16 protein-coding genes are annotated in these 24,343 nt (G+C 34.9%); 13 read left to right on the top strand and 3 right to left on the bottom strand.

From position 1 onward, the window contains the following. Positions 1 to 150 precede the first annotated feature (150 nt). From bioB to EPK97_RS09790, 5 genes are all read left to right on the top strand, one after another. Positions 151 to 1,143 carry a biotin synthase BioB gene (bioB, locus tag EPK97_RS09810; RefSeq protein ID WP_162036452.1) on the top strand — a complete coding sequence of 331 codons (993 nt, stop codon included), beginning with the start codon at positions 151 to 153 and terminating at the stop codon, positions 1,141 to 1,143. Next, a complete protein-coding gene (gene bioF, locus EPK97_RS09805) occupies positions 1,143 to 2,348 on the top strand; it encodes an 8-amino-7-oxononanoate synthase (protein ID WP_240903767.1) in 1,206 nt (401 codons plus the stop codon). The genes bioB and bioF overlap by 1 nt, the downstream gene beginning before the upstream one ends. A gap of 50 nt (positions 2,349 to 2,398) precedes the next feature. Further along, the gene (locus tag EPK97_RS09800; protein WP_162036451.1) at positions 2,399 to 3,118 is read left to right on the top strand and encodes an alpha/beta hydrolase family protein; all 720 of its coding nucleotides are present in this window, start codon (positions 2,399 to 2,401) and stop codon (positions 3,116 to 3,118) included. A gap of 232 nt (positions 3,119 to 3,350) precedes the next feature. Then, complete coding sequence (locus EPK97_RS21790; RefSeq protein ID WP_162036450.1) at positions 3,351 to 7,640, top strand: glycosyl hydrolase; 4,290 nt, start codon at positions 3,351 to 3,353, stop codon at positions 7,638 to 7,640. Between the two features lie 177 nt (positions 7,641 to 7,817). Continuing rightward, positions 7,818 to 12,668 (top strand): fibronectin type III domain-containing protein, encoded by a 4,851-nt coding sequence (locus EPK97_RS09790; protein WP_162036449.1) that lies wholly within the window; start codon positions 7,818 to 7,820, stop codon positions 12,666 to 12,668. Between the two features lie 104 nt (positions 12,669 to 12,772). Here EPK97_RS09790 and EPK97_RS09785 read toward each other — a convergent pair whose 3' ends face one another. Continuing rightward, positions 12,773 to 13,936, bottom strand: coding sequence for an iron-containing alcohol dehydrogenase (locus tag EPK97_RS09785; protein WP_162036448.1), 1,164 nt, complete (start codon positions 13,934 to 13,936; stop codon positions 12,773 to 12,775). A 167-nt stretch (positions 13,937 to 14,103) separates the two neighbouring features. Further along, on the bottom strand, positions 14,104 to 15,768 hold the full coding sequence (locus tag EPK97_RS09780; protein ID WP_162036447.1) for a CoA-disulfide reductase: 1,665 nt from the start codon (positions 15,766 to 15,768) through the stop codon (positions 14,104 to 14,106). Between the two features lie 255 nt (positions 15,769 to 16,023). Between EPK97_RS09780 and EPK97_RS09775 the strand changes: the two genes are divergently transcribed. From EPK97_RS09775 to EPK97_RS09740, 8 genes are all read left to right on the top strand, one after another. Further along, positions 16,024 to 17,286 carry an Ig-like domain-containing domain gene (locus tag EPK97_RS09775; protein WP_162036446.1) on the top strand — a complete coding sequence of 421 codons (1,263 nt, stop codon included), beginning with the start codon at positions 16,024 to 16,026 and terminating at the stop codon, positions 17,284 to 17,286. A 587-nt stretch (positions 17,287 to 17,873) separates the two neighbouring features. After that, positions 17,874 to 18,323: a GNAT family N-acetyltransferase gene (locus EPK97_RS09770; protein ID WP_162036445.1), complete on the top strand. Its 450-nt coding sequence runs from the start codon at positions 17,874 to 17,876 to the stop codon at positions 18,321 to 18,323. A 138-nt stretch (positions 18,324 to 18,461) separates the two neighbouring features. Further along, positions 18,462 to 19,229: an NUDIX domain-containing protein gene (locus EPK97_RS09765; RefSeq protein WP_162036444.1), complete on the top strand. Its 768-nt coding sequence runs from the start codon at positions 18,462 to 18,464 to the stop codon at positions 19,227 to 19,229. A 109-nt stretch (positions 19,230 to 19,338) separates the two neighbouring features. Continuing rightward, on the top strand, positions 19,339 to 19,824 hold the full coding sequence (locus EPK97_RS09760; RefSeq protein ID WP_240903766.1) for an NUDIX hydrolase: 486 nt from the start codon (positions 19,339 to 19,341) through the stop codon (positions 19,822 to 19,824). Between the two features lie 123 nt (positions 19,825 to 19,947). Then, the gene (locus EPK97_RS09755) at positions 19,948 to 21,225 is read left to right on the top strand and encodes a neutral/alkaline non-lysosomal ceramidase N-terminal domain-containing protein (RefSeq protein ID WP_162036443.1); all 1,278 of its coding nucleotides are present in this window, start codon (positions 19,948 to 19,950) and stop codon (positions 21,223 to 21,225) included. Positions 21,226 to 21,252: 27 nt separating this feature from the next. After that, the gene (locus EPK97_RS09750) at positions 21,253 to 21,789 is read left to right on the top strand and encodes a P-loop nucleotide/nucleoside kinase family protein (protein WP_162036442.1); all 537 of its coding nucleotides are present in this window, start codon (positions 21,253 to 21,255) and stop codon (positions 21,787 to 21,789) included. Between the two features lie 334 nt (positions 21,790 to 22,123). After that, on the top strand, positions 22,124 to 22,753 hold the full coding sequence (locus tag EPK97_RS09745) for a TraB/GumN family protein (protein ID WP_162036441.1): 630 nt from the start codon (positions 22,124 to 22,126) through the stop codon (positions 22,751 to 22,753). 29 nt (positions 22,754 to 22,782) lie between these two features. Continuing rightward, on the top strand, positions 22,783 to 23,418 hold the full coding sequence (locus tag EPK97_RS09740; RefSeq protein ID WP_162036440.1) for a hypothetical protein: 636 nt from the start codon (positions 22,783 to 22,785) through the stop codon (positions 23,416 to 23,418). A gap of 60 nt (positions 23,419 to 23,478) precedes the next feature. Here EPK97_RS09740 and EPK97_RS09735 read toward each other — a convergent pair whose 3' ends face one another. After that, positions 23,479 to 24,315 carry an alpha/beta fold hydrolase gene (locus EPK97_RS09735; RefSeq protein WP_162036439.1) on the bottom strand — a complete coding sequence of 279 codons (837 nt, stop codon included), beginning with the start codon at positions 24,313 to 24,315 and terminating at the stop codon, positions 23,479 to 23,481. Between the last annotated feature and the right edge of the window lie 28 nt (positions 24,316 to 24,343).

Here is a 24,343-nt window from a genome sequence, read left to right as displayed (position 1 = left end):
AAAGGTCAACATCTACTAAAATACGATTGAATATAGTACAATCATTTTAGTTTGAATTTTTAACTTGAATTGTATCTTGGAGAGTTAACGTCACATATAATTTGTTCGTTTGAAAAAATATTTACACTCATTACAAGGGAGGAATTATAAATGATTACTACTAAACCAAATTGGAATGAATATGCTGAAAAAGCGATTAATGGTGAGTTATTAACGTTAGAAGAAGGGTTATCTGTACTAGAAGCGGATGATGATGAGTTATTATCCATTATGAACGCTGCATTCCAAGTCAGAAAACATTATTACGGGAAAAAAGTAAAGTTAAATTTAATTATAAATGCCAAAAGTGGCCTATGCCCTGAAGATTGCGGTTATTGCTCTCAGTCCATTGTTTCTGATGCACCTATTGAAAAATATTCGTTGTTAGAAAAAGATACATTAATAGACGGAGCTAAAAAAGCGCAAGAAATGAAGGTAGGTACATATTGTATTGTAGCTAGTGGAAGAGGTCCGTCAGGTAAAGAGTTAGATGAAGTGATTGATGCTGTCAAAGAAATCAAAGATACCATGCCTATGAAAATTTGTGCTTGTTTAGGGATCTTATCTGATGAGCAAGCGGCACGTCTAAAAGATGCGGGTGTAGATCGCTATAATCACAACTTAAATACTAGTAAATCCAATTATGCCAACATTACCTCAACACATACATATGATGATCGTGTAGACACAGTTGAACAAGTGAAAAAATCTGGCATGTCTCCTTGTTCAGGTTGTATTGTTGGAATGGGAGAATCCAATCAGGAGATCGTTGAAACAGCTTATGCATTACGTGAATTAGATGCAGATTCTATTCCTGTAAACTTTTTAAATGCGATTAAAGGAACCCCTTTAGAAAACATGGATGAGTTAAATCCGCGAAAATGTTTGAAAGTACTAGCATTGTTCCGTTTCATTAATCCGACAAAAGAAATTCGTGTTTCAGGCGGACGTGAAGTGAATTTAAAATCATTACAAGCACTTGGATTATATGCGGCAAACTCCATTTTTGTAGGGGATTATTTAACAACAGAAGGGCAAGAAGCTACAGCAGATCACAAAATGGTGGAAGATCTTGGATTTGAAATTGAGGAATGTGCTTTATAATGAGTTCTCATCAAAAATGGAAATGGATGCAAGAAGAATTAAAACAATTAGAACAAAAATCCCAACTCAGATCATTACATGAAACAATAATATTGGAAAATGGATGGATCTTACGAGATGGTAAAAAAATGTTGAATTTATCTTCAAACGACTATTTAGGTTTAAGTGAAAGGTTGAACAAAACCAATCTAACTGGATTAAAAGAGGAAGAAGAGCGAATCTCTTCCTCTCTTCGTTTTGGTTCAACAGCATCCAGACTGATTGTTGGCAATGATCCTATTTATAGGGAGTTTGAAATGCAGTTTGCTTCTTTTAAAGGGACAGAGGATTGTTTAGTGTTTAGTAGTGGATATATGGCAAACGTTGGAGCCATATCAACGATAGCTGGAAGAAAGGATCTTGTATTTAGTGATCGTTTGAATCATGCGAGTATTGTGGACGGGATTATATTAAGTAGAGCGGAACATAAACGTTATAAACATAGAGATGTAGAACATTTAGAACATCTGTTAAAAAAAGCAGATCCTAATCAGAAAAAACTGATCGTCACGGATTCCATTTTTAGCATGGATGGTAGTGTGGCACCTATAGAGCAGTTAGTTAAATTGAAAAATAAATACGGTGCTATGCTTATGGTGGATGAAGCGCATAGTGGTGGTATTTATGGAATGAAAGGTCAGGGATTAGTACATGACTTAGGATTAACAGATGAAGTGGATATTCTTATGGGAACTTTTAGTAAAGCATACGGTTGTTACGGGGCATATATTGCGGGGGACTCCATTCTAATACAATATTTATTGAACAAAGCAAGGAGTTTTATATTTACTACAGCCCTGCCTCCTATCAATATTGCTGCAATTCAGCGAAATTGGTCACGTATTCAGTCTGAGGATTGGAGACAGAAATCGTTATTAGAAAAATCCGCCTGGTTTAAACAAGAACTTCAATCCAGAGGTTTTAATACAGGAGAAAGTGAATCGCAAATTATTCCACTTATTGTTGGAGATAACAAAAAAACGATGGAATTTAGTACTCTTTTACAAGAAAAAGGAGTAGCTGCGGTAGCAGTAAGACCGCCGACGGTACCAGAGGGTACAGCAAGAATTCGTTTTACGATTATGAGTTCACATCAAGACCAGGATTTGAAAAAGGCACTAGTACATATAGATGAGATTGGTGAATGTTTAAAGGTCAAAATATAATGTAACCAAGTCATACAATTTGTCTAACTTATTTAGAAAGTGAGAATGTTATGTCAAAAAAATGTATGTGGATTTATGGTTGGGCAATGTCCACGCAAATTTGGTCTGAGGTGATTGAGAACTTACCCGATTTTGAACATCATTTAGTTAATTTTAGTGAATGTAATGAAATTAACGACTTTTATAAAGTGATTGAAAACAAATTGAAGGCTTCTCCAGGTGAATGGACATTAATAGGTTGGTCATTAGGAGGCTTGCTTGCATTAGAAACGATATTTGATCAAAAGAAAAGAGAACAATTTGGCATAGATTCTATTATCATCATTTCCTCAACTTTAAAATTTGTGAGTCAGGACCGTTCAGAAGGATGGCCTCAAAGAATTGTTCAGCGCATGAAAACACAGCTGTTAGCTCAACCAGAAGAGACGATCAAACAATTTAAAAAGCTTGTATTTCAATCTACAGATCTCACAGGACAGAAAGGAATATTTATTCAAAATGCTGAAACGGATTTCAATTTGAATGGTTTGGAAGCAGGATTGGATTATTTAATGACAACTGATCTGACATCAAATTGGAACAAATTTTGCGAAGAGGAAAATACCATTCCTATTCTATGGATTCATGGGGAAAATGATGTGGTATGCCCATTACCTAGTTCCCCTGCTAGTATAACAAATGGTGAGAAAATCATAGTAGGAGAGGGACATATTCCATTTTTATTTGATAAGGAACAATTTGTTTACTTAATCAAGCAATTTTTAAAATAAGACAATAATCGACAATTTTCTACATGTTTTATCAAATTTCCTATTTACAAACTGAATGACTTTAGTATACACTTATGTTAGTCCAAAGTAACTATGGGATAACAATTGGAAAGGAGGAATATTATGGTACGTAGATGTTGAAATCGATTTCAATTAAAATTTCCTTCATTTTGTAATCGGTTTCAAATCATTGGTACAAACTGAAAATATATAACTAAAAGGAGTGTTTTTATTGCATAAGATCAAATTTCTGTCACTGATGACAACGCTTACACTACTTATAACTACTTTAATTCCTGCTAATCTAGCTACAGCTGACATTACTGAAAATGATGTTGCTGTAGGTGCAGGCGGGTATTCTACGGTTCAAAAAGGAACACAGCTTTATAATTGGGTACTGGGACCAAGAAAGTCACCACCTTCGGAAGATTATACAACAAGCAATTTTGATGGAAAACCTTTACCAACAAACGATTGGTTAACCTCTGTATTGTGGTTTCAGTATTCAGGTGCTTTATATGCACATCCATTATCTTTTCAAGCTACACCAACTGGTTTTGAAATCAGCAATCCACCTAAAACCGTTAATACATTATTAGATGGAGAAAATGAGTTGGAACGCGAGCATCGTCCAGGTCAAATTGACTTAGAGATACAAGCCACTACATTTTCACCTGCGGATGCAAAAGCGGACAAGCTTGACGATTGGTCTGCAGACATTTTAATGGCAAGTAGTGATGGAAGTAAAAATATGAAAGCAACGATTGCACATGGTAGTCCTTACGCATACTTTACGTTTGACGGGGCAGAACCAAAGGTTAAGTTTAATCTAGCTACAACGATATTACATCAAGATAGTTCTTCTATTCAAATTTCAGTAAACAATAATGGTCAAACCAATTATTACGGTTTATATGCTCCAGTAGGTACAACTTGGACGAATAATGGAAGCGAAGTCATTGCGGATTTACCTGAAGGTAAGGACTTCTTTACTGTTGCCGGTTTACCTGATGGTGATGTGAGTACGTTTAACTTCTATAAAGACCGTGCTTTTGCTTTTGTTACAGATACTAGAGTAGATTGGAATTATGATGAAGCAAGCAGTACTTTAACTACAGATTACATTATTACTACAACACCAATGGAAGGTACAAACACTGAAACGATTACAGCACTTTATCCTCATCAGTGGAGAAACAATTCATTAATTCCTGACTCATCTTATTTATCTACTTATGATACGATTCGTGGAACAATGAAAACGATTACTGGAAATAATTTCAGTACACAGTATGTCTTTAATGGGGTTCTACCTTGGATGCCTGAACTAACAGATCCAGCAGATATTGCTAAATTAGAAGATTATGTTACACAATATTTTGATTATGGTATGGGACTTAATCCTCCGTTTATAAATCCAGGTGCGGATGGAGGAAATGGTGGATACGATACGTATTGGATGGGTAAAAACCTTGGACGAATATCTAATCTTGCTCCGATTACAGCACAATTGGATGATGCTGAAAAAACAGATGAATTCGTACAATCAATGAAAAATACACTGGAGTGGTGGTTCACACCTACCAAATATAACGAAGCAGGACAACCTGTGGACGATAACTATTTCTATTATGATGATCATTGGAAAACATTAATTGGTTATAGTGCAAGTTATTTTTCAGATACAGAACTAAATGACCATCATTTCCACTGGGGATATTGGATTTATGCGGCTGCACAAGTTGCTCTTCAAGAGCCGAATGCAGTTGATGCATGGGATCAACAAGACCAATGGGGCGGAATGGTGAATGAATTAATTGGAGATATTGCAACAACAGATCGTGATTCAAATAAATATCCGTTTTTGAGAAACTTTGATCCATATGCTGGCCATTCTTGGGCAAATGGTATGGGTTTCATTGATGCAGATGATTGGAGATATGGTGGAAACAACCATGAATCCTCATCAGAAGCAATGAATGCTTGGGCATCCTTAATTTTATGGGGTGAAGCTACAGGAAATGACGAAATTAGAGATGCTGGAATATACATGTTTACAACGGAGAGAGAAGCGATTAACAACTATTGGTTTGATATTTACGGAGATGTTTTAGATCCAGAATTTTCTAATGACGATGTTGTTATGGTATGGGGAGGAAAGTACAACCATACGACATGGTGGACTGAAAATCCGGTAGAAGCACATGGAATTCAAATATTACCGATTACACCAGCTTCACTTTATTTAGGGACAGACCCAAATTATGTTGCGCAAAACTATAACAATACGTATGCTGAATTCCCGAATTATTTGCAGAAGAAACAACAGTTCGGATGGGAAGGAATAGATAATACAGATGCATGGCAGGATATATTAGTTTCTTATTACGCACTTAGTAATCCAGCAGAGGCTTTAACATTGTGGAAGGATGAAGATACGGAGATTGATCCAGCTGTTGGTGTGGAATTTGGTGAATCTAGAGCACATACGTACCAATGGATTAGATCTTTAGACGTGTATGGATTACCAAACTTTGATATTACAGCAAATACACCACTTTACTCTGTATTTAACAAAGATGGACTTAATACGTACGTGGCTTATAATGCATCAGATTCAGAGACTATAGTTACATTCTCAGATTGCTTTGAATTAACAGTTCCAGCAAATACGATGGCACAAGAAACAGCAGTAAGTCCAGGAGGGAATTGTTCTGGAACACCTCCAGGAGGTGGAGAGCCAGCAGAACCTGATACAGAAAACCCAACATCTCCAACAAATTTAACTGCATCTAATGTAAGTGATTCATCAGTGGACCTTAGTTGGACAGCAGCAACAGACAATGTTGGAGTATCAGGGTATGATGTATATCAAAACGGAAGCTTTGTGAACAGCACAACCAGTACTAACCTTGCAATTTCAGGTTTAGAAGCGGAAACTAGCTATACATTTACGGTTGTTGCAAAAGATAGAGCAGGAAATGAATCGGTAGCAAGTAGTGGTTTAACTGTGACTACGGAAGCAGCACCAGTTAATGAACCTATTGCAATCACAGAAGAAGATTTTGTAGTAGAGATTGTAGATCAAGGGGCAGAATTGACATTAAGATTCACACCAACATTAAGTACTAGTTTAGTAGACCTACGATATGTAATAGATGGTGGTATACAACAAAATGTGAATACAGTTAACAATGGAGGTATTTGGGAATATACGATATCGACATTAGCCGAAGGTAATGTTGTAGAGTTTTATTATACGTATTTAAAAAATCAACTAGCTGAGGATACATCTTGGTATAGATATGAAGTAGGTTCTGGTGTTGTAACTAGTCCTGGTACACCAGATACTCAAGCACCAACATCACCGTCAAACTTAACTTCTACAGCAAAAAGTGAAAGTACAGTTGATTTAGCCTGGACAGCAGCAACAGATAACGTAGGTGTGATAGGGTATGATGTCTATCAAGATGGGGTTTTTGTAACTCATACAACCACAACAGCCTATCAAGTAACTGGTTTAATAGAAGATACAAGTTATACATTTACAGTATTTGCTAAAGATGAGGCAGGAAATGAATCCGTAGCTAGCAACTCTTTATCCGTTACAACGGATGCAGCCCCTCCATCGGGTGGTAATGTCATTGTAGGTCCTGATTTTACAGTTGAAATTGTAGATATCGGAAGTAGTGTGACATTAAAATTTATACCTGATAGCCCAGCAACTTTTGCAGATGTACATTATAAAGTGAACAATGGCGGACAACAAAATGTAGGTAGTGTAGACCAGAATGGAGTTTGGGAATATACCATCCAAGGTTTGAATGCTGGTGATATTGTAGATTTTCAATACACTTATTTCATCACTTTTGGTCAAGATTCGCAATGGTATCAATATGAGGTAGGGTCAGGAGGAACTACTGATCCAGAACCTCCAGTAGAACCAGAGGTAGACACGGAAGCACCGACAGCACCAACAAACCTAAACTTTACAGCAAAAGGTGAAACTACAGTTGACTTAACATGGACAGCATCAACAGATAATGTTGGAGTGATCGGTTACGACGTTTACAAAGATGGAGTTTTTGAGGGCAATACAGTAGACACATCTTATAATGTAGCAGGGTTAATTGAGAATACAAATTATACGTTTACAGTAGTGGCTAAAGATGCAGCAGGAAACGAATCCGCTACAAGTAATGGTTTACAAGTGACTACAGATGCAGCACCAGTAATTCCAACAGATCCAACCGCTCCTTATGGGGTGACTTATATTAATGATACTGAAGCTACCGTTTGGTTCACGCCAGATGAAAATGCAACATACGAGTATATCATTTTACATTATAAGATAAATAATGGACCACAAGAGAATCCAATGTTAATATACAACGATGCTACAGCAAGGTACGAATTTACAGTCACAAATGGGCAAGTAATTCAAAGCTTACAATATGGTTTCACGTATAAAAAAGTAGGGGAATTCCAATTGGATATTCCAATGATGACTAGTACGCCTTAAAAAATAAAAGATTCATTTAAAATTAGGGAACATCGCAGGTAGTAAAGTTAATCTTTACTATCTGCAAATGTAAAGATGAAAAGTTTTACAAGTACTTAAATAAACATGGATATTTTTATGAAATCGATTTAGTTTGAAATATTCTAGTCATAGCCTTTTAAGGGGGAAGAAAAGATAATGAAGAAAACGTTTTCATTAATTTTGGCATTTTCATTGATAATAAGTTTGGTTGTACCATTTTCAGCATCCTATGCTTTTAACGGAGAGGTTCAAGTTGGCACAGGGAGTTATACTACGATTTTACCTGCAGAGGCAGATAAACCACCTACATGGATTATTGATCCTAATGCTCTAGCATATCCTGAACCACAATCTTTTATTTCATCTAATGTTTCGGGACCTGATGCACCAACATGGAAACCAACACCTACAAGTGATTGGTGGACAAATATGAACTGGGATACGTTTAGCGAACCCCAGTATCCTCATCCACTAGCGGTATATCCTAAAACACAGGGTTTACAAATCTATTATCCGGGTAATTCTAAAGTAGTGAGTGCACCTGGACCTAGCGCAACAAACACTGTCATTTATCCAGAGCAAGGAGCTATAACTGCCGAGTTACCTAAAGATACTAGTAATGATTTAGTATTAGGACATTCAAATGTTGGAGGATTTGCAGAAGCAAGAACTGGTGGATTTAGTGACTGGTTTGTCACAGCTGATTTCTATAATGGATCAACAGGAATGAGCATAAGTTATGGTCATGGTTCTCCTTTTGTATATGCGATTTATGAAGGTGGGAATCCTTCTTTAACTTTTGATAGAGCACCTGAGATATTTGTAGGAAACGAAAATGATGCAATGATCGGTGTTTCAGTGAATGGAAGTTATTATGCATTATTTGGACCAACAGATTCCACATGGTCAGGGTTAGGTACTACAACGTTAGTAAACCAATTACCTACAGGGAAAAATTATTTTTCTATGGCTTTATTACCTGATGTGAGTACTGATGATGAAGCTATTACAGCTTTTAATCAAATAAAAACTTATGCGTATTCATTTGTTACGGATACAACAGTGAATTGGTCCTTTGATGAAGTAAATAGTAAGGTGTTTACAGAATATCAATTTACAATTTCACCTAAAGAAGCTGGTGTACCTACTGAAACCTTAATGGCATTATATGCTACACAATGGAGAGGTTTGGATGCTAACTACACTGGATATACGTATGATTCAATGCAAGGTGAATTAAAAACGTTGATTGGTAATTCTTTTACAATCGAAGATACGTATACAGGTGTATTACCAAACGTTCCTTATTTAGGAGATTTAAGTACAGAGAATATTACACAATTAAAATTTTATTTAGAAGAAGAAATTAATCGTCATTTCCCTAATCCGAATGATCTTAATTCAAATCCTGGAGATGTAGATACTTATTTTACAGGGAAGGAAATGGCAAGATTAACAACTTTATTTGGTCTTGCTGAAGATTTGGCAAATCGAGTAAGTGATCCGGCTGATAAAAGTGATTTTGAAAATTTAGCTTCCATTGCATTAGAAAAAGCGAAGTTTATGGTTACAGATTGGTTAACAGCATCTGATGAAAACGGAGATCAGGATAACCAGGAATTCTTTTATTACAATGATAACTGGGGAGCGATGATTGGGTACAGAGAAGGATTCTGGAGTGCTCCGAATATGACAGATCATCATTTCCATTATGGATATTTTATTAAAGCAGCGGCTGAAATTGCCAGAGCAGATGAACAGTTTTTAGCAGATTATGGTGGCATGGTTGATCTTCTAATTCGTCATATTGCTTCACCAGATCGTGATGATCCAATGTTCCCATTTTTAAGAAACTATGATCCATATGCAGGACATTCATGGGCAGATGGTAAGTCAGGGTTTGGAGCAGGTAATAACCAAGAGTCTGTTTCAGAAGCGATTAATGCATGGACTGGGATAGTATTGTGGGGAGAATTATTATCCACTTTACCTGGAAAAGAAGCAGAAGGCAAAGAAATTAGAGATTTAGGAATTTATTTGTATACTTCTGAAGTAGATGCTTCCAACGAATATTACTTTGATTTAAATCAAGACATTTATCCAGAGGAGTGGGAGCAGGTAGCTCATACCATTGTTTGGGGTGGTAAAGTAGATAATGCAACTTTCTGGACGAAAAATCCTGCGCAAAGACATGCGATTTTATGGTTGCCGTTCCATGGAGGTTCTCTATATTTAGGTCAAGATACAGATTACGTATTAGAAAGTTACAATAGCTTGCAAGCCGAGCTTCCTTTATTTGAAGAATGGGGACTAGCTGAAGATGCAGGTAATCCAGATTATGCTTATGAAGCTGAAGCTTATTGGGATGACCTACAATGGATGTATTTGGCGTTAGCAGATCCAGCTCAGGCGCTTCAACTCATGAATAATGCTATCGCGTCATCACCAAACGGTTTGTTTAGAGTAGAGGAAGGGAATTCAGCCGCCTTTACGTATAGCTGGATTCATTCTTTAAACAATGTAGGTGCAGTGGATGCCACTGTACAAGCCGATTATCCATTTTATACGGTATTTAAAAATGATATCGGAGAGAAAACCTATGTAGTTTACAATATGACAAATGAAACAAAGGTTGTAAACTTCTCAGATGGACAACAAATTACTGTAGCTCCTAAAAGCTTTAATTCTGATCAAGGTGTGTATATTCCAGATACAAATCCACCTTCTATACCAGTAGGGTTACAAGTGAACAGAGTGGCATCCAACTATGTGACAATAGAGTGGGAGCCTTCTACAGATGATCGTGGAGTGGTTGAGTACGATATCTTTGTAAATGGAAGTTATGCTGTTTCATCTACAGAAACAAAAGTGAAGGTTGAAGGTTTAGAACCTACAACAACATATAATTTCACTGTAAAAGCAAAAGATATCGATACCATTTCAGGTGAAAGCTTACCTCTACAAGTCACAACAACAATTGTAGATTCGCAAGCGCCTGATACACCAACAGGTATTTTCAGTGTTGATGAAACACATCGATCTATTCATTTAAATTGGAATGTATCCACAGATAATATTTTAACAGTGGAGTATGATGTATTCCGGGACGGAATAAAAGTGAACACAACAGAAGAAATAAACTTTGAAGATACAGGTTTAGAACCATTAACATTCTATTCATATGAAATAGTAGCACGGGATGCAGATGGCAATGAGTCAGCTAGAAGTGAAATTTTCCAAGTGCGTTCTGGTTTCGAACCAGGTCCAGGTTATACACAAGAAATTATTGAAACAACGCCAACAACAGCAACCGTTATCGTTGAACCAAGCTCAGGGTTTGATGAAGTCATTTTATTAGTAGGAATTAATGGTGCAGGTGAAGCTGGCTTTAGCTTAGTTGAAAATGCAGCAGGCAATTTTGAAACCACAATTAATGTACCTGAAAATGCAAATCTGACTTATAGATATAATACGATTGTAAATGGTGTAGCTACACTTTCTAAATTTTTTAATTATACTATGGGACAACTACCTGGAGGTATTGTAGAGGATACTATAGCTCCAACAGCACCATCGAACTTAACTGCAGTTAATGTAAGTGGTACGACTGTAGATTTAGGATGGACAGCAGCAACAGATAACGTAGGAGTAGTAGGATATGATGTTTATCAGGACGGGATCTCTATATCTACAACAACGGGTACGAGTTCACAAATCACAGGATTAACACCAGAAACAATGTATACTTTTACAGTTACAGCGAAAGATGGTGCGGGTAATGAGTCTGTAACAAGCAATGAAATAACAGTTACAACGGGATCAATACCAGTTGATGTTGAATCACCTACTTCGCCATCAAACTTAACCTCTACAGCAAAAGGTGAAACTACGGTGGATTTAGGATGGACAGCAGCAACAGATAACGTAGGAGTAGTAGGATATGATGTTTACCAGGATGGGGTTTTTGTAGCTCATACAACGACAACAGCTTTTCAGGTCACAGGTTTAACAGAAAATACAACTTATTCATTTGAAGTAATAGCAAAGGATGCAGCCGGAAATAGCTCAGTTGCTAGCAATTCTTTATCCGTTACAACGGATGCAGCACCTCCATCGGGTGGTAATGTCATTGTAGGTCCTGATTTTACAGTTGAAATTGTAGATAGCGGAAGTAGTGTGACATTAAAATTCACTCCAGATGGTATAGCTACTTTTGCAGATTTACATTATAAGGTGAACAATGGCGTACAACAAAATGTTGGAAGTGTAGAGCAGAACGGAGTTTGGGAATATACCATCCAAGGCTTGAATACAGGTGATATTGTAGAATTCCAATATACTTATTTCATCACCTTTGGCCAAGATTCAGAATGGTTTCAATATGAGGTAGGATCAGGAGGAACTACTGATCCAGAACCTCCAGTAGAACCAGAAATAGACACGGAAGCACCGACAGCACCAACAAACTTAAACTTTACAGCAAAAGATGAAACTACGGTTGACTTAGCATGGACAGCAGCAACAGATAATGTTGGAGTGATCGGTTACGACGTATATAAAGATGGAGTTTTTGAAGGAAATACAGCTGGTACGTTTTATAATGTAACAGGATTAACTGAAAATACAACATATACGTTTACTGTGGTGGCTAAAGATGCTGCAGGAAACGAATCTGCAGCAAGTAATGGTTTACAAGTGACTACAGATGCAGCACCAGTAATTCCTACAGATCCAACTGCACAACATGGTGTAACTTATTTAAATACTACAGAAGCTATCATTTGGTTTACGCCAGATGAAAATGCAACTTACGAGTATATCATTTTACATTATAAGATTAACGATGGACCACAAGAAAATCCAATGTTAATTTACAATGATGCTACAGCGAGATACGAGTTTACTGTCACAAATGGACAAGTGATTCAAAATCTACAATATGGTTTTACGTATAAAAAAGCAGGGGAATTCCAACAGGATATTCCAATGGTGAATAGCACACCATAAATTGATTTTGATTTCATAAAAAAGCCTGCAATGGAGGGATATCCCACATTGCAGGCTTTTATTTTCATAGATGTTTATGTCAAACGTTTATCTGGTCCAACTCTCTACAATGATGCATTCAAAATAGACATAACATCCTCTTTATTTAATTTATTAAAGTTTCCAAATTCTCCATAAACTAATGTTTTATCTGCGATACTTTCTAAGTTTTTATCATCAATATCATAATCTGCAAGTGTAGAAGGAGCACCTAAGCTAGACCAGAAAGAACTTAGTTTTTCAATACCTTCTAGAGCAACTTCTTTATCTGTTTTTCCTTCAGTTTCTACATCAAATACTCTTGTAGCTAATTGTTTAAAGCGTCCAACATTGGCTTCTAAATTGTGTTTCATCCAGTTCGGGAACAAGATAGCTAGTCCTCCAGCATGTGGAATATCATATACAGCAGATACTGCATGTTCGATATTGTGAGTAGCCCAATCTCCACGATATCCCATGGATAACATGCCATTCAAAGCGATTGTACCGTTGTAAAGGATCGTTTCACGATGGTCATAGTTTTCTAAGTCATTTAGTAATAGAGGTGCAGTTTCAATTACAGTTTGCAGTACAGATTCACACATCCGATCTTGAAGAGGTGTGTTTTCTGTGTGATGGAAGTACTGCTCGAGCACATGTGTCATCATGTCTACGATACCATATATCGTTTGATCCCGAGGAACAGAGAACGTATTTTCAGGATCTAGAATAGAGAATTTGGGGAACACTGCGGGGCTTCCCCAGCCATATTTTTCATTGGTCTCCCAGTTTGTAATCACAGAACCAGCGTTCATTTCTGAACCAGTAGCAGCAAGCGTTAAGACAGTACCGAACGGCAATGCATCTGCAGCAGCTTTTTTACGTGTAATCACTTCCCAAATGTCACCATCTAATTTGGCACCCGCAGCAATTGCTTTAGTACAGTCAATAACACTTCCTCCACCAACTGCAAGTAGAAACTCGATGCCTTCATTTTTACAGATATCTACTCCTTTATGCACTGTAGTTAAACGAGGGTTCGGTTCAACTCCAGACAACTCAAATATTTCAGCATCTATATCTTTTAAATAACGAATGACTTTATCATAAATACCATTTCTTTTAATGCTTCCTCCACCATAAACAACTAATACTTTTTTTCCGAATTTAGGAACTTCCTTTGTAATTTGTTGCATCTGACCTTTTCCAAATATTAATTGGGTTGGATTATAGAATGTGAAGTTTTCCATAAATTTTACCTGCTTTCTTTTCGAAATAAAATAACTTATCTACATCGTTTATTATTATATAATTATTTAGAGCACATAATCAAATCACATCCATATTGGCAAAATTACCATTTTGTTATCTCTATGGGAAATAACTGCATCTGTTCATCCATGATTTAATACTTCCTTCACAAATTTTCACGTTCTGGATATTCAGATATTGCATATGATTTGTATCCACCCGTTAAATTTTTTACTTTAAAACCTTCTTGTATTAATATTCTAGAAGCAATATGACCTCTTACTCCTACTTGGCAATATACCCAGAGTTTTTTGTTAGATGGTAGTTCTTTTTTTCTTTCACGTAATTCATCAACGGGAATGTGAATTGCTCCCTCAATGGATCCTTTTTTAAACTCTTGTTCCGTTCTTACATCAATGAGTATCATGTCGTTCGGGTCAAAATGATTCATTAGATCATCTATGACATATACATCACTTTTTTTAGTAAGTATGTTTTCAGCAACATAACCTGCCATATTTACAGGATCTTTTGCAGATGAAAATGGAGGGGCATAACATAATTCAAGCTCCGTTAAATCATAAATTGTGCCCCCAAGACGAATGGTGGTTGCCAATACATCTATTCTTTTATCGACTCCTTCTTCACCAAATGCCTGAGCCCCTAGTATTTTACCATTATCTTGAAAAATTAATTTTAATGAGATAGGTTTGGCTCCAGGATAATAACCCGCATGAGATAATGGGTGAACATGAACAACATGGTAAGGCATGTTTAACTGATTTAAATTTCGTTCGTTTAATCCTGTGCTTGCTCCGGTCAGATTAAAGATCTTAATAACTGAGGTGCCTTGCGTGCCTTTATATGTGGAAGGAATGCCACAAATTTGATCGGCAACAATTCTCCCTTGTTTATTTGCAGGTCCAGCTAACGGTATTGCCGTTTTTTGTTGATGAACAAAATGTTTTACTTCCACTGCATCACCAACAGCATATACTCCCTTCATGTTTGTTTGCATTTCATCATTTACAATAATATGACCTTTTTCCCCTAGGTTGATGTCTGTATTTTGTAAGAAAGCTGTGTCAGGAACAACACCTATTGCCATGATCACAATGTCAACGGTTAACTTTTTACCACTTTGCATGATGGCTGTGATTTCCTCTTTATGATCTAGAAAGGCTTCTATCCGATCATTAAATATGAATTGAATACCATGCTCTTGCATTTCTTTCTCTGCATGAGTTACCATATCTGAGTCAAAAGGTGCCAGGATATGTGGGGCACTTTCAATTAAAGTGACTTGAAGTCCACGTTGAATTAAACTTTCGGCCATTTCAACACCAATGTAACCTCCGCCGACAATAATAGCTTTTTGTACATAGTTTTGATCCACAACATTTTTAATGCGATCGGTATCTGGAATATTTCTTAGTGTAAATATTTTATTACTTTCAATTCCTGGCAGACTAGGGACAATGGGTTTGGCACCTGGAGATAAAATGAGATCATCAAAAATTTCTTCGTATTCACCTGTTTGTTCACTTTTTACTATTACTTTTTTATTTTCCGTATCTACATGAATGACTTCACTAAATACTCTTACGTCTATATTAAATCTGTTTTTCATCATATCAGGAGATGTGACTAACAACTTAGAACGTTCTTGTATAGTTTCACCTATGAAATAAGGCAAGCCACAGTTTGCAAACGAAATGAATTCACCTTTTTCAAATAAAATGATTTCAGCTGTTTCATCCAATCTTCTAAGTCTTGCCGCTGCTGAAGCACCACCTGCTACACCACCTACGATAACTACTTTTTTACTCATTATGAATTCCTCCTCTATTGTTTGAATTACTGAAAGTAAGGTTACCTTTATAATAACCTTAAAAGCACATTGAAATTAATATATTGATATATCTTAATATTACGATATAAATGATGGATTATACAATTCATTTTATTTGAAAGATTTGTGACAATCTAGATGTATCCAGATATTGATCAATAAATCATAAGTAGGATACGTCACTATTAGATTTTGGTATAATAATAGAAAAAAAGGATAAGGAGAAAAACTGTAATGGTATTAAAACGTCGTAATTTTTTAATTTTATTCATTGTAATTGTTTTTTTGGGTTATTCTAGTATTGTTCCACAATCTATCAGTTATGCAAAATATGAAGATTGGACAGAATTACTTGAGATGAAAGAAGTTCCTCTTGTAAAAACGTTTACGATTCAATTTAATAAACAAATTCTAGTTGAAGATATTGATGGTATTGTCATTGAAAGTGAAGATATGTTTATTCCTGTAACTATTGGTTTAAAAGGGGATGAAGCCACAGTTACTCCTGTTGAATATCTACGACCTGATACGGATTATACACTTCGTATATTTTTAGAAAATTCCCGGTATTATATGAACTTTTCAACTGAAAAAACGGATGAGAATTTTATATATATGGGGAAAAAGGATGTAGTGAGTGAATATGCTCCAGATGAAATCATAACAGGACTCAATTACTATCGATTAGATATGGGAAAAGGAAATCCAATACGTATTTATGTGACAGACGATTATGAAGAAGAGTTCGGAAAAGGTTTTGCTTATACTGAAGTTGAGGATATGATGAAATCAATTGAAAATATAAAAGATCTTCAACCCTATGAGAATGTAAAATCTTCACTAGATATTTATTTTTACACTGATGATTCTGATACACCATTCCCAGAAAAAACGCAAGGTAAAGCAGCCTCTTGGGGATATCATACGGAAATCTTAATTAACGGCTCTACTCTTCCATTTGATTTTCGTCCAGTATTATCACATGAAATTGTACATTATTTCGATCAGCAATCTTCCTTGGATGATCAAGATAAGCAGGAAATTTATGAGGAATATTGGGGTGAGGACTACCGTTTCTGGTTGCTAGAAGGTGGAGCAGAGTACAGTGCATTTTTCCATCATAAATACCCTACAAATTCATTCAATGATTTAGATTTAATGTCAGTTAAAGATTCAAAGAGCTCTATTGTAAAATACGTCAAAAAATTGAAAAGTAATAAAGCAGTACTAGATGAGGATATTCAGTTAAATTCTTTCGATGATATTAAACGAGCAAGTGATGAAAACTACGGAGTTACTTTAGCTTTATTTTGGTATTTAGCTGAGGAATATGGTTATGAAGAAGTATATGAATATGTAGAATATATTGGTGGTCATTTCGAACCTGAGCAATCGATCAGTGGAAGTGAAAAAGATGAAACTGCTGTACAGTTTTTTGATAAAACAGAAGAAGAGATTTTGGAAGATTGGTTAGAATATTTTGATGATTTTGAATAAATCTCTTTATGATTCTTGAGTTTCAGAAATAGAGGGAATTAGTGGTCTTAAACTGTATATTTGTAAGGTGTTGGGTTGAATAGCGGTATTTTATGGTCTTAAATTAGCTGAAATCCTATGAATGAGATCAAAATTGGCGAAAATGACAAAAATAAGACCACCAAATACCGCTATAAAAAAATAATCGTTTAAATGTGGGTTATAAGACCACGAAATACCTTTATTTTAAACTAGTTAAGTAGATAATCAATCGAAATTAAAAATAATATTAGTTGTTGTTGCCTTTTTTCGGTTTTCAATCGAGGAAAGGCTGTTTTATTTAATTTAAGAATTTATAAATATATTTAATTTATATTCCCATTAAAAAAAGTTGAAATATTCAAAATTTATCCTATCTTTATAAAAGGTGATAAAATATCAATAGATAAATTGTCCATAAAAACAAATTTTAAAAATTAGATATGTGTTTCAAAACAGTCAATATCACTGCAGAGGAATAATGGCTTTCCAATCCTAGTTAATAATTTGATTAGATTGAAAGGTGTATTTCGCAGCCTTTTTGAATCACCCACGACGAGGAGAAAATCATGAATAACGAAAAAGTAACAATTATAGAATTAAATGCTGACAATTGGTATGAATGTTGTACGTTAGAAGTTTCAGAAGATCAAACAAAGTTTATAGAATCTAATGCCGTATCTATAGCTCAATCTAAATTTGAACCTACATTAAAACCTTACGTTATTCAAATGGAAGGTAAAACAGTTGGTTTCCTTATGTTTAATTCGGTGAAAGAAGAACTGGATGGCTACTGGGTATATCGGATTATGGTAGATAAGAACTTTCAAGGAAAAGGAATTGGCAAAAAAGCTACTAAGTTAATGATAGATGAAATATCAAAATTACCGAATGCAAATAAAATCATTGTAGGTTACCATCCAGAAAATTTAGGGGCTCATCAACTTTATGCCAGTTTAGGTTTTGTTGACAAAGGTGATCGATTTGGTAAGGAGATGGCTGTGGTCAAAGAGTTATAGGGTGTCAAATGTTCATAGGGGATAACGGAGCTTCAACTATTGAATTTTCTGTTTCCCAGTCTTGATTTAAATTAAAGTATTATATTTTGAACAAAGTTCTTTTATATGAATAGCTAATTTTAAGGAGAGGATATAAATATGATTTTTAGAAGGAAAACTTACAAGATTAAACCTGAACTTTTAGCGGAATTTAATGATTTTTTCCATACCTATTTATACCCTAACCAAATGAACCATGGAGCAAAATTAGTAGGGCGTTGGGTGAATGAAACGGAAGATGAAATTGTGGCGATCTGGGAATATAGAAGTATGGCGCATTATGAAAGTATAGAAGAAAAAATCAGAAATAGTGAGCTTCATCAAAAAACACGAAAAAGAAGACAGGAGTTAGGTGATATTTACATAGAAAGCAAACAAGACTTTTTAACATCAACTGCATACCCAGATTCATATCAACCTCCAAAGCAGATCGTTGCTGTTAGTGCATATATTACAAACGAAAATGGGGATCTGTTACTTGTACGAAATAAGGATCGTTCTGACACAATGGAAATACCCGGGGGTCAAGTTGAAGAAGGTGAAACATTAGATCAAGCAGTACTTAGAGAGGTGTTAGAAGAAACAGGAATCAAAGCCAACTTATTTGGGATTACAGGGATATATCAAAATATAACGAATGGTATTTTTAGTGTGGTATTTAGAGGAGAGTATGTCTCAGGTAAACCTACCATAGCTGAAAATGAAACGATGAAAATAACAAAAGAAAACGTAGAACAATACATCACAAGAGAACATTTTAGAATTAGAGTAATTGATGCAATGGAGCCACATTATTTACCATATGAAGCATGTAAGGTTAGACCATACGAACTTATTCAAAGGTTTGAGGTAAAAGAGGAAAGATAATTAATTAGATCTTTCCTCCTACAAAAGTATTTGGCTTCAATAATCCAGAGGAACAAAATTGAAAATTCAAGTGGTTTGTAAACTTTATAGTCATTGGGGGATGAAAAGATTGAATACAAAAAAATTCCATCGTGCTTTTGGTGTCTATGGGATCTGTGTAAAAGAGGACAAGTTACTTGTTATCAATAAAAATGCTGGACCTTATATCAATCGTTTTGATCTTCCAGGAGGAAGTTTAGAAGATGGGGAAAGTTTAGTATCAGCTATGAAAAGAGAATTTTTAGAGGAAACTGGACTTACTATTGAAATCAAACAAAATATAGGAACGTGTGACTTTATGTTACCTTGGAAATGGAAAGAATTTAACCATGTCCATCATATCGCTGTCTTTTATGAGGTTGAAAATACTAGTGACGTTTTTAGTAGTCCAGTTATATTCGAAGGACAAGATTCACTTGGTGCACAATGGATAAGAAAAGAAGAGGTTTCAGTGGAAAATGCATCTCCATTGATTTTGAAAGCCTTTGAATGGTTAAGCAGTAAAAAGTTAGATATTAATGTCCAACATTATGAAGAGTGGATAGTGAATGCATGAATAGTTTTACTGTTCTTAAAATACATAGCTAGTGAGGTTATTGAAAATGTTGAAATTGCTGCTGGTAGTTACCCCTTATTATTAAACTAAAGATGATGTATTAAAATAATAGGGGGACTAAAAATGAATGATAATCTTTATGTAGGTTTTTCAAAAGTAGATATTTCACCTGTTGGGAATATTCCTTTAATGGGGTATCATCGCCCTAGTGATTCTACCGGAATATTAGATAGATTATATTGTAGAACAATGATGATGAAAAAAAACAATATCACACTTGTGATCGTAACGATTGAGAATGTTGGATTTACAGTTGATTTTACTAAAAAAATTCGTAAACAAATAGCGTATGAACTGAAACTCACCCTTGCTCAAATCATGGTGTGTTTTACGCATACCCATTCAGCGCCAACAACGATTAGTGATGACAAAAGAGTGAATCATTATTGTGAATCTGTGGAAACGAGCGTACATAAGTCTATTCGTGAGGCTTTACATCACTTAGAGCCTGCAGAAATAGGTTGGGAAACAATAGAGTGCAAGGTTGGTGTAAATAGAAGAATTCATCAGAATGGTTATGCAGTGATGGGAGATAATGAAAAAGGACCTGTTGATCATAGAGTACCCATCTTAAAAGTAGTGAATAGAGATTCAAAAAACTTGTTTGGGGTCTTCTTGAGAATAGGTGTTCACGCAAATGTATTAAAGGGAGATAACCTACAAATTTCGGGTGATCTACCTGGATGGATAAGTACCCATCTAGAGAAAATTCTGGGTTGTCCAATATTAACAAGCATTGGAGCAGCAGGAAATATAAACCCTCGGTGGAGAGGACAGCCAAAAGAGTTGTCTTATATTGCAAACCTTGTTGTGGAAAAAGTGAAAAGTAAAATTCCAAAAATAAAAATAGAAAGCGATATATTAATTAGGTTTCAATCTAATGAACTCCCGTTTCAAACGATAAAACTATCTAGCTATCAAAAGGCTGAAAATTTAGCTAGAGAAGCTATGAAAAATTGGGGTGTAGATACTAGTAAATGGCTAGCTGAAATAAAAAATGAACTGAAAAATGATCTATTTTACCAATTGCTTTCGATGGAGATTCAAACTTTCCAAATAGGTAAAGCTTTTATTTCAGGTTTTCCCGCTGAGATTTTTGCAGAAACAGCGTTAAAAATAAGTGAAAAGTTAAATAACAATTTATTTTTCTTTGGAGGTTATACAAACGGTTACACAGGATACTTACCTAGCAAAGAAGAATTTGCTTTTGGAGGATACGAAGTAGATTGGAACCCAGTGGTTTATGGAGCAGTATTTGGTAGATTGTTGCCTTTAGAAAAAGAAACAGAAGATCGCATCATATCTTATTTTAAAAATAACTTTGGTGGAGAGTCACAATAATTTAAGTATTGAAGAAGGTGTTCATACATGTTCTTTTTACAAATGTCAGGTTTTCCAGGGTCAGGAAAGTCAACTCTTGCAAGACAAATAGGTAAAGAAACAAGTGCAGTTATTATTGACCACGATATTGTAAAGTCAGCGTTAATGAAGTCTTTAAATAAGATAAATATTGATGAAAAGAATCTAGGTGAAGTATCATACAACATTGATTGGTCTTTGATTGATTTTCATTTATCCCAAGGTCATAGCGTAATACTAGATAGTCCTTGTTTTTATACAGAAATGGTAGAAAGAGCTCTAGCACTGAGTAAGAAACACAATGTTAAATATAAATACGTTGAATGTTATATAGAGGATATGAATGAAATCAATCATAGACTAAAAAGTAGAAAAAGGATGAGAAGTCAAATTCAGCAGACACAATCTGAGGAGAGGTTTAAGGATTGTTTAATGAATAGTACAAAACCATCTAACACAAAAACTCTTACGGTTGATTCTTCTCTACCACTTGATACTTATATAAACGATGTAATTAGATATTTGGAGGATGAATTCGCAATTTAAGGAACTAATCTGTATTATCGTTTTTTTCAAAGGAGATGTTAAAGTGTTAAGGATTGTTAGAATTATATTGTTTAATATAATTGCTGCTATTTTTTTAGCTTTTTATTGGAAGGTTTTAGGACAGATTCTTAATTCTTTTATACCCTATTTTGATAATTATGTATCTATTAATTCTACAACGCCGTGGTTGCTCCCACTGCTCATTCTGCTTTTGATTCCAATTTCTGTTATATCTACAAGTGTATTTATTAAAGTGGTTAAAAAAATATTTTAGTAAGTTCCCTATTTAGATTTTATGATAGTAAAATAAAAAAGTATTGTAGGGTGAACAAAGATGGCGACTATAGGTTTATTAGGAACGTTACATAATGATGAAATTAGAAAAGAAGTAAATTTTCCTCTGAGTTTAATGGAAGAAAAAATCTTTCAATTTGCACCTGATATCATTTGTGGTGAAATTCGAGAGCAGGATTGGAGTCAATATAAGAAGGATAAATCATACAAAGGATATCTTGGACCAGATGAATATAGAAGATTGATCATCCCTTTATGTGAACAAGCACATATTAAATTTTTTCCGATCGATTTCTTTGAAGAGGATCATGTAACATTAGACCACTTCGCCCCTTACTCTGAAGAAGAGCAAGGAGAACTAATCTTTATTTTATCTGAGAAATATGAAAAAATGTTTGAAGAGACAAAAACTGACCTTATCCCATTTAATTCTCATCAACTTAATAGACTAATAGAAGATAAACAAGAATGGTTAAGAAAAGTAAACCCAGATGTTCAACAGGTAATCTGGGATTATAGGAATAAAGTAATGATAGATAATATTAATAAGATTGTGAAAAAAAATAAAGGAAAGAGAATACTTGTGACGGTTGGTGCAGAGCATTGTTATATTTTTTTAAAAGCATTTCATGATGAAGGGTTGAAAGTGGAATTTCCTCTGTTGGGATAGAATTTTTTTTGTAAAAGGAGATCACGTTCATGACTGTAGTAGGTATTTTAGGTATGACTCATAGTTTAGAATTACAAGAAAAATATAATGGTACTCTCTCATTAATAAAAGAGCTTATATTAGAGTTTAATCCAGATGTGATCTGTGGTGAAGTTCATCCACTTAGCTGGGAATTGTTTTTAAAAGAAGGTGATCCACATGGTATTCTTAAGGAAACACAGGATGAGTATCCGAATTTGATTTTTCCGTTATGTAAAGAAAAAGGGATACAATTTGTTCCAGTCAATTGGTTTGAAGAAGATGTATTTGTTGAAGGACCTTTTGATAAATTTGATCCTGAAACAAGAGAACAGCTTGAAGCGGAATTAGATAGATGGACTGAAAAACAGTTTGAAACTGTACATAAAGGTAATATTCCATTCAATTCCCCTGGATATGATAAAGTGACAGAGAAATTGTATGAGTGGTTACATGGTGTTAACCCAGAGCTTCAAAATATAAGATGGAATGCTAGACATTATATAATGGTTGCAAGAGTAAAAAATGCTGCAAAAAAATATGCTGGCAAAAGAATTTTATGTATTCACGGTGCCGATCATAACTATTGGTATTATAAGAGCCTGAAAAATGAAGAAGGAATTGAAGTTGTCTATCCTTTAAAATAAAAGAAACAGCCATCGAACGAATTAAAGTTCGATGGCTGTATTAAGTTACTTATTTTGATCTTAAATATAGAAGTTTATTTCCTTTAAAAATAATTCTTTCTCCTCTAGAAACGGATAGTGATTACTATGTTCAAAAATGATGAGTTTTGAATCTGATATCAATTGATCCATTTCAATAGAATATTCTAAAGGGCATTGTACATCGTATTTCCCACACATAATTAAAGTTGGAACGGTAATAAGTTTTAATTTTTTAGTCACATCCAATAATTGCATTTCTCTCGCAAAAAAGTCCATACGAACTCCAGACATTTTTTTAGTGATATTTTTATTGAAATATGCTTCATATTTTTCAGGTTTAACTAGAGATAATTTTGTTCTTTCTATAGAAATTTTTTTTCTAGCTTCTGCTGTGAGATTGGGCTGTTTTAATAATTCAATGAGTTCCTGCATTTTATGAAACAAAGGATGTTCTGCATGATAAATACAATTCTTTGAAAAAGTCATATAATCTCTTGCTGCTGCACCAACGATCACAAGATTTTTAAGGCTGCTTGAAAAATAAATTCCATAAACTAAAGCAAGAATTCCTCCTGTTGAATGACCTGCAAAACCCCATTGCTTTATATTTAAACACTTTCTAATAGCCTCTAAGTCAAATACAGTCTCTAACATACTTAATTCATGTGCATGTTCAGATTTTTCTGAGTCCCCTGCTTCTCTCAAATTGACCAAAATCACTCTGTTAGTTTCTGTATACGTATCGGCAAAATAATCACCTGTTTCATTAAATTCTGAGTATAAATGGGTGATACAAAGCGGCTCACCATTCCCTTTTTCAAAAATCTCAAATACGCCTCGTGTGGTATTTACTAGTTTTCTATTCCATGTTTCCATTTATACAACTCCAATTCTGTATATTGAT

Source organism: Chengkuizengella sediminis (assembly GCF_010078385.1).
GTDB classification, from domain to species: domain Bacteria; phylum Bacillota; class Bacilli; order Paenibacillales; family KCTC-33759; genus Chengkuizengella; species Chengkuizengella sediminis.
Note: the sequence above shows the minus strand (reverse complement) of the source record. Positions and strands in the feature narration are given on the sequence as shown.

What these genes read in the sequence shown, in the direction of transcription:
- EPK97_RS09765 (WP_162036444.1), top strand. Translation starts at nt 18,462, where the DNA reads ATGATTTTTAGAAGGAAAACTTACAAGATTAAACCTGAACTTTTAGCG.
- bioB (WP_162036452.1), top strand. Translation starts at nt 151, where the DNA reads ATGATTACTACTAAACCAAATTGGAATGAATATGCTGAAAAAGCGATT.
- bioF (WP_240903767.1), top strand. Translation starts at nt 1,143, where the DNA reads ATGAGTTCTCATCAAAAATGGAAATGGATGCAAGAAGAATTAAAACAA.
- EPK97_RS09785 (WP_162036448.1), bottom strand. Translation starts at nt 13,936, where the DNA reads ATGGAAAACTTCACATTCTATAATCCAACCCAATTAATATTTGGAAAA.
- EPK97_RS09750 (WP_162036442.1), top strand. Translation starts at nt 21,253, where the DNA reads ATGTTCTTTTTACAAATGTCAGGTTTTCCAGGGTCAGGAAAGTCAACT.
- EPK97_RS09755 (WP_162036443.1), top strand. Translation starts at nt 19,948, where the DNA reads ATGAATGATAATCTTTATGTAGGTTTTTCAAAAGTAGATATTTCACCT.
- EPK97_RS09740 (WP_162036440.1), top strand. Translation starts at nt 22,783, where the DNA reads ATGACTGTAGTAGGTATTTTAGGTATGACTCATAGTTTAGAATTACAA.
- EPK97_RS09790 (WP_162036449.1), top strand. Translation starts at nt 7,818, where the DNA reads ATGAAGAAAACGTTTTCATTAATTTTGGCATTTTCATTGATAATAAGT.
- EPK97_RS09770 (WP_162036445.1), top strand. Translation starts at nt 17,874, where the DNA reads ATGAATAACGAAAAAGTAACAATTATAGAATTAAATGCTGACAATTGG.
- EPK97_RS09775 (WP_162036446.1), top strand. Translation starts at nt 16,024, where the DNA reads ATGGTATTAAAACGTCGTAATTTTTTAATTTTATTCATTGTAATTGTT.
- EPK97_RS09780 (WP_162036447.1), bottom strand. Translation starts at nt 15,768, where the DNA reads ATGAGTAAAAAAGTAGTTATCGTAGGTGGTGTAGCAGGTGGTGCTTCA.
- EPK97_RS09735 (WP_162036439.1), bottom strand. Translation starts at nt 24,315, where the DNA reads ATGGAAACATGGAATAGAAAACTAGTAAATACCACACGAGGCGTATTT.
- EPK97_RS09800 (WP_162036451.1), top strand. Translation starts at nt 2,399, where the DNA reads ATGTCAAAAAAATGTATGTGGATTTATGGTTGGGCAATGTCCACGCAA.
- EPK97_RS09745 (WP_162036441.1), top strand. Translation starts at nt 22,124, where the DNA reads ATGGCGACTATAGGTTTATTAGGAACGTTACATAATGATGAAATTAGA.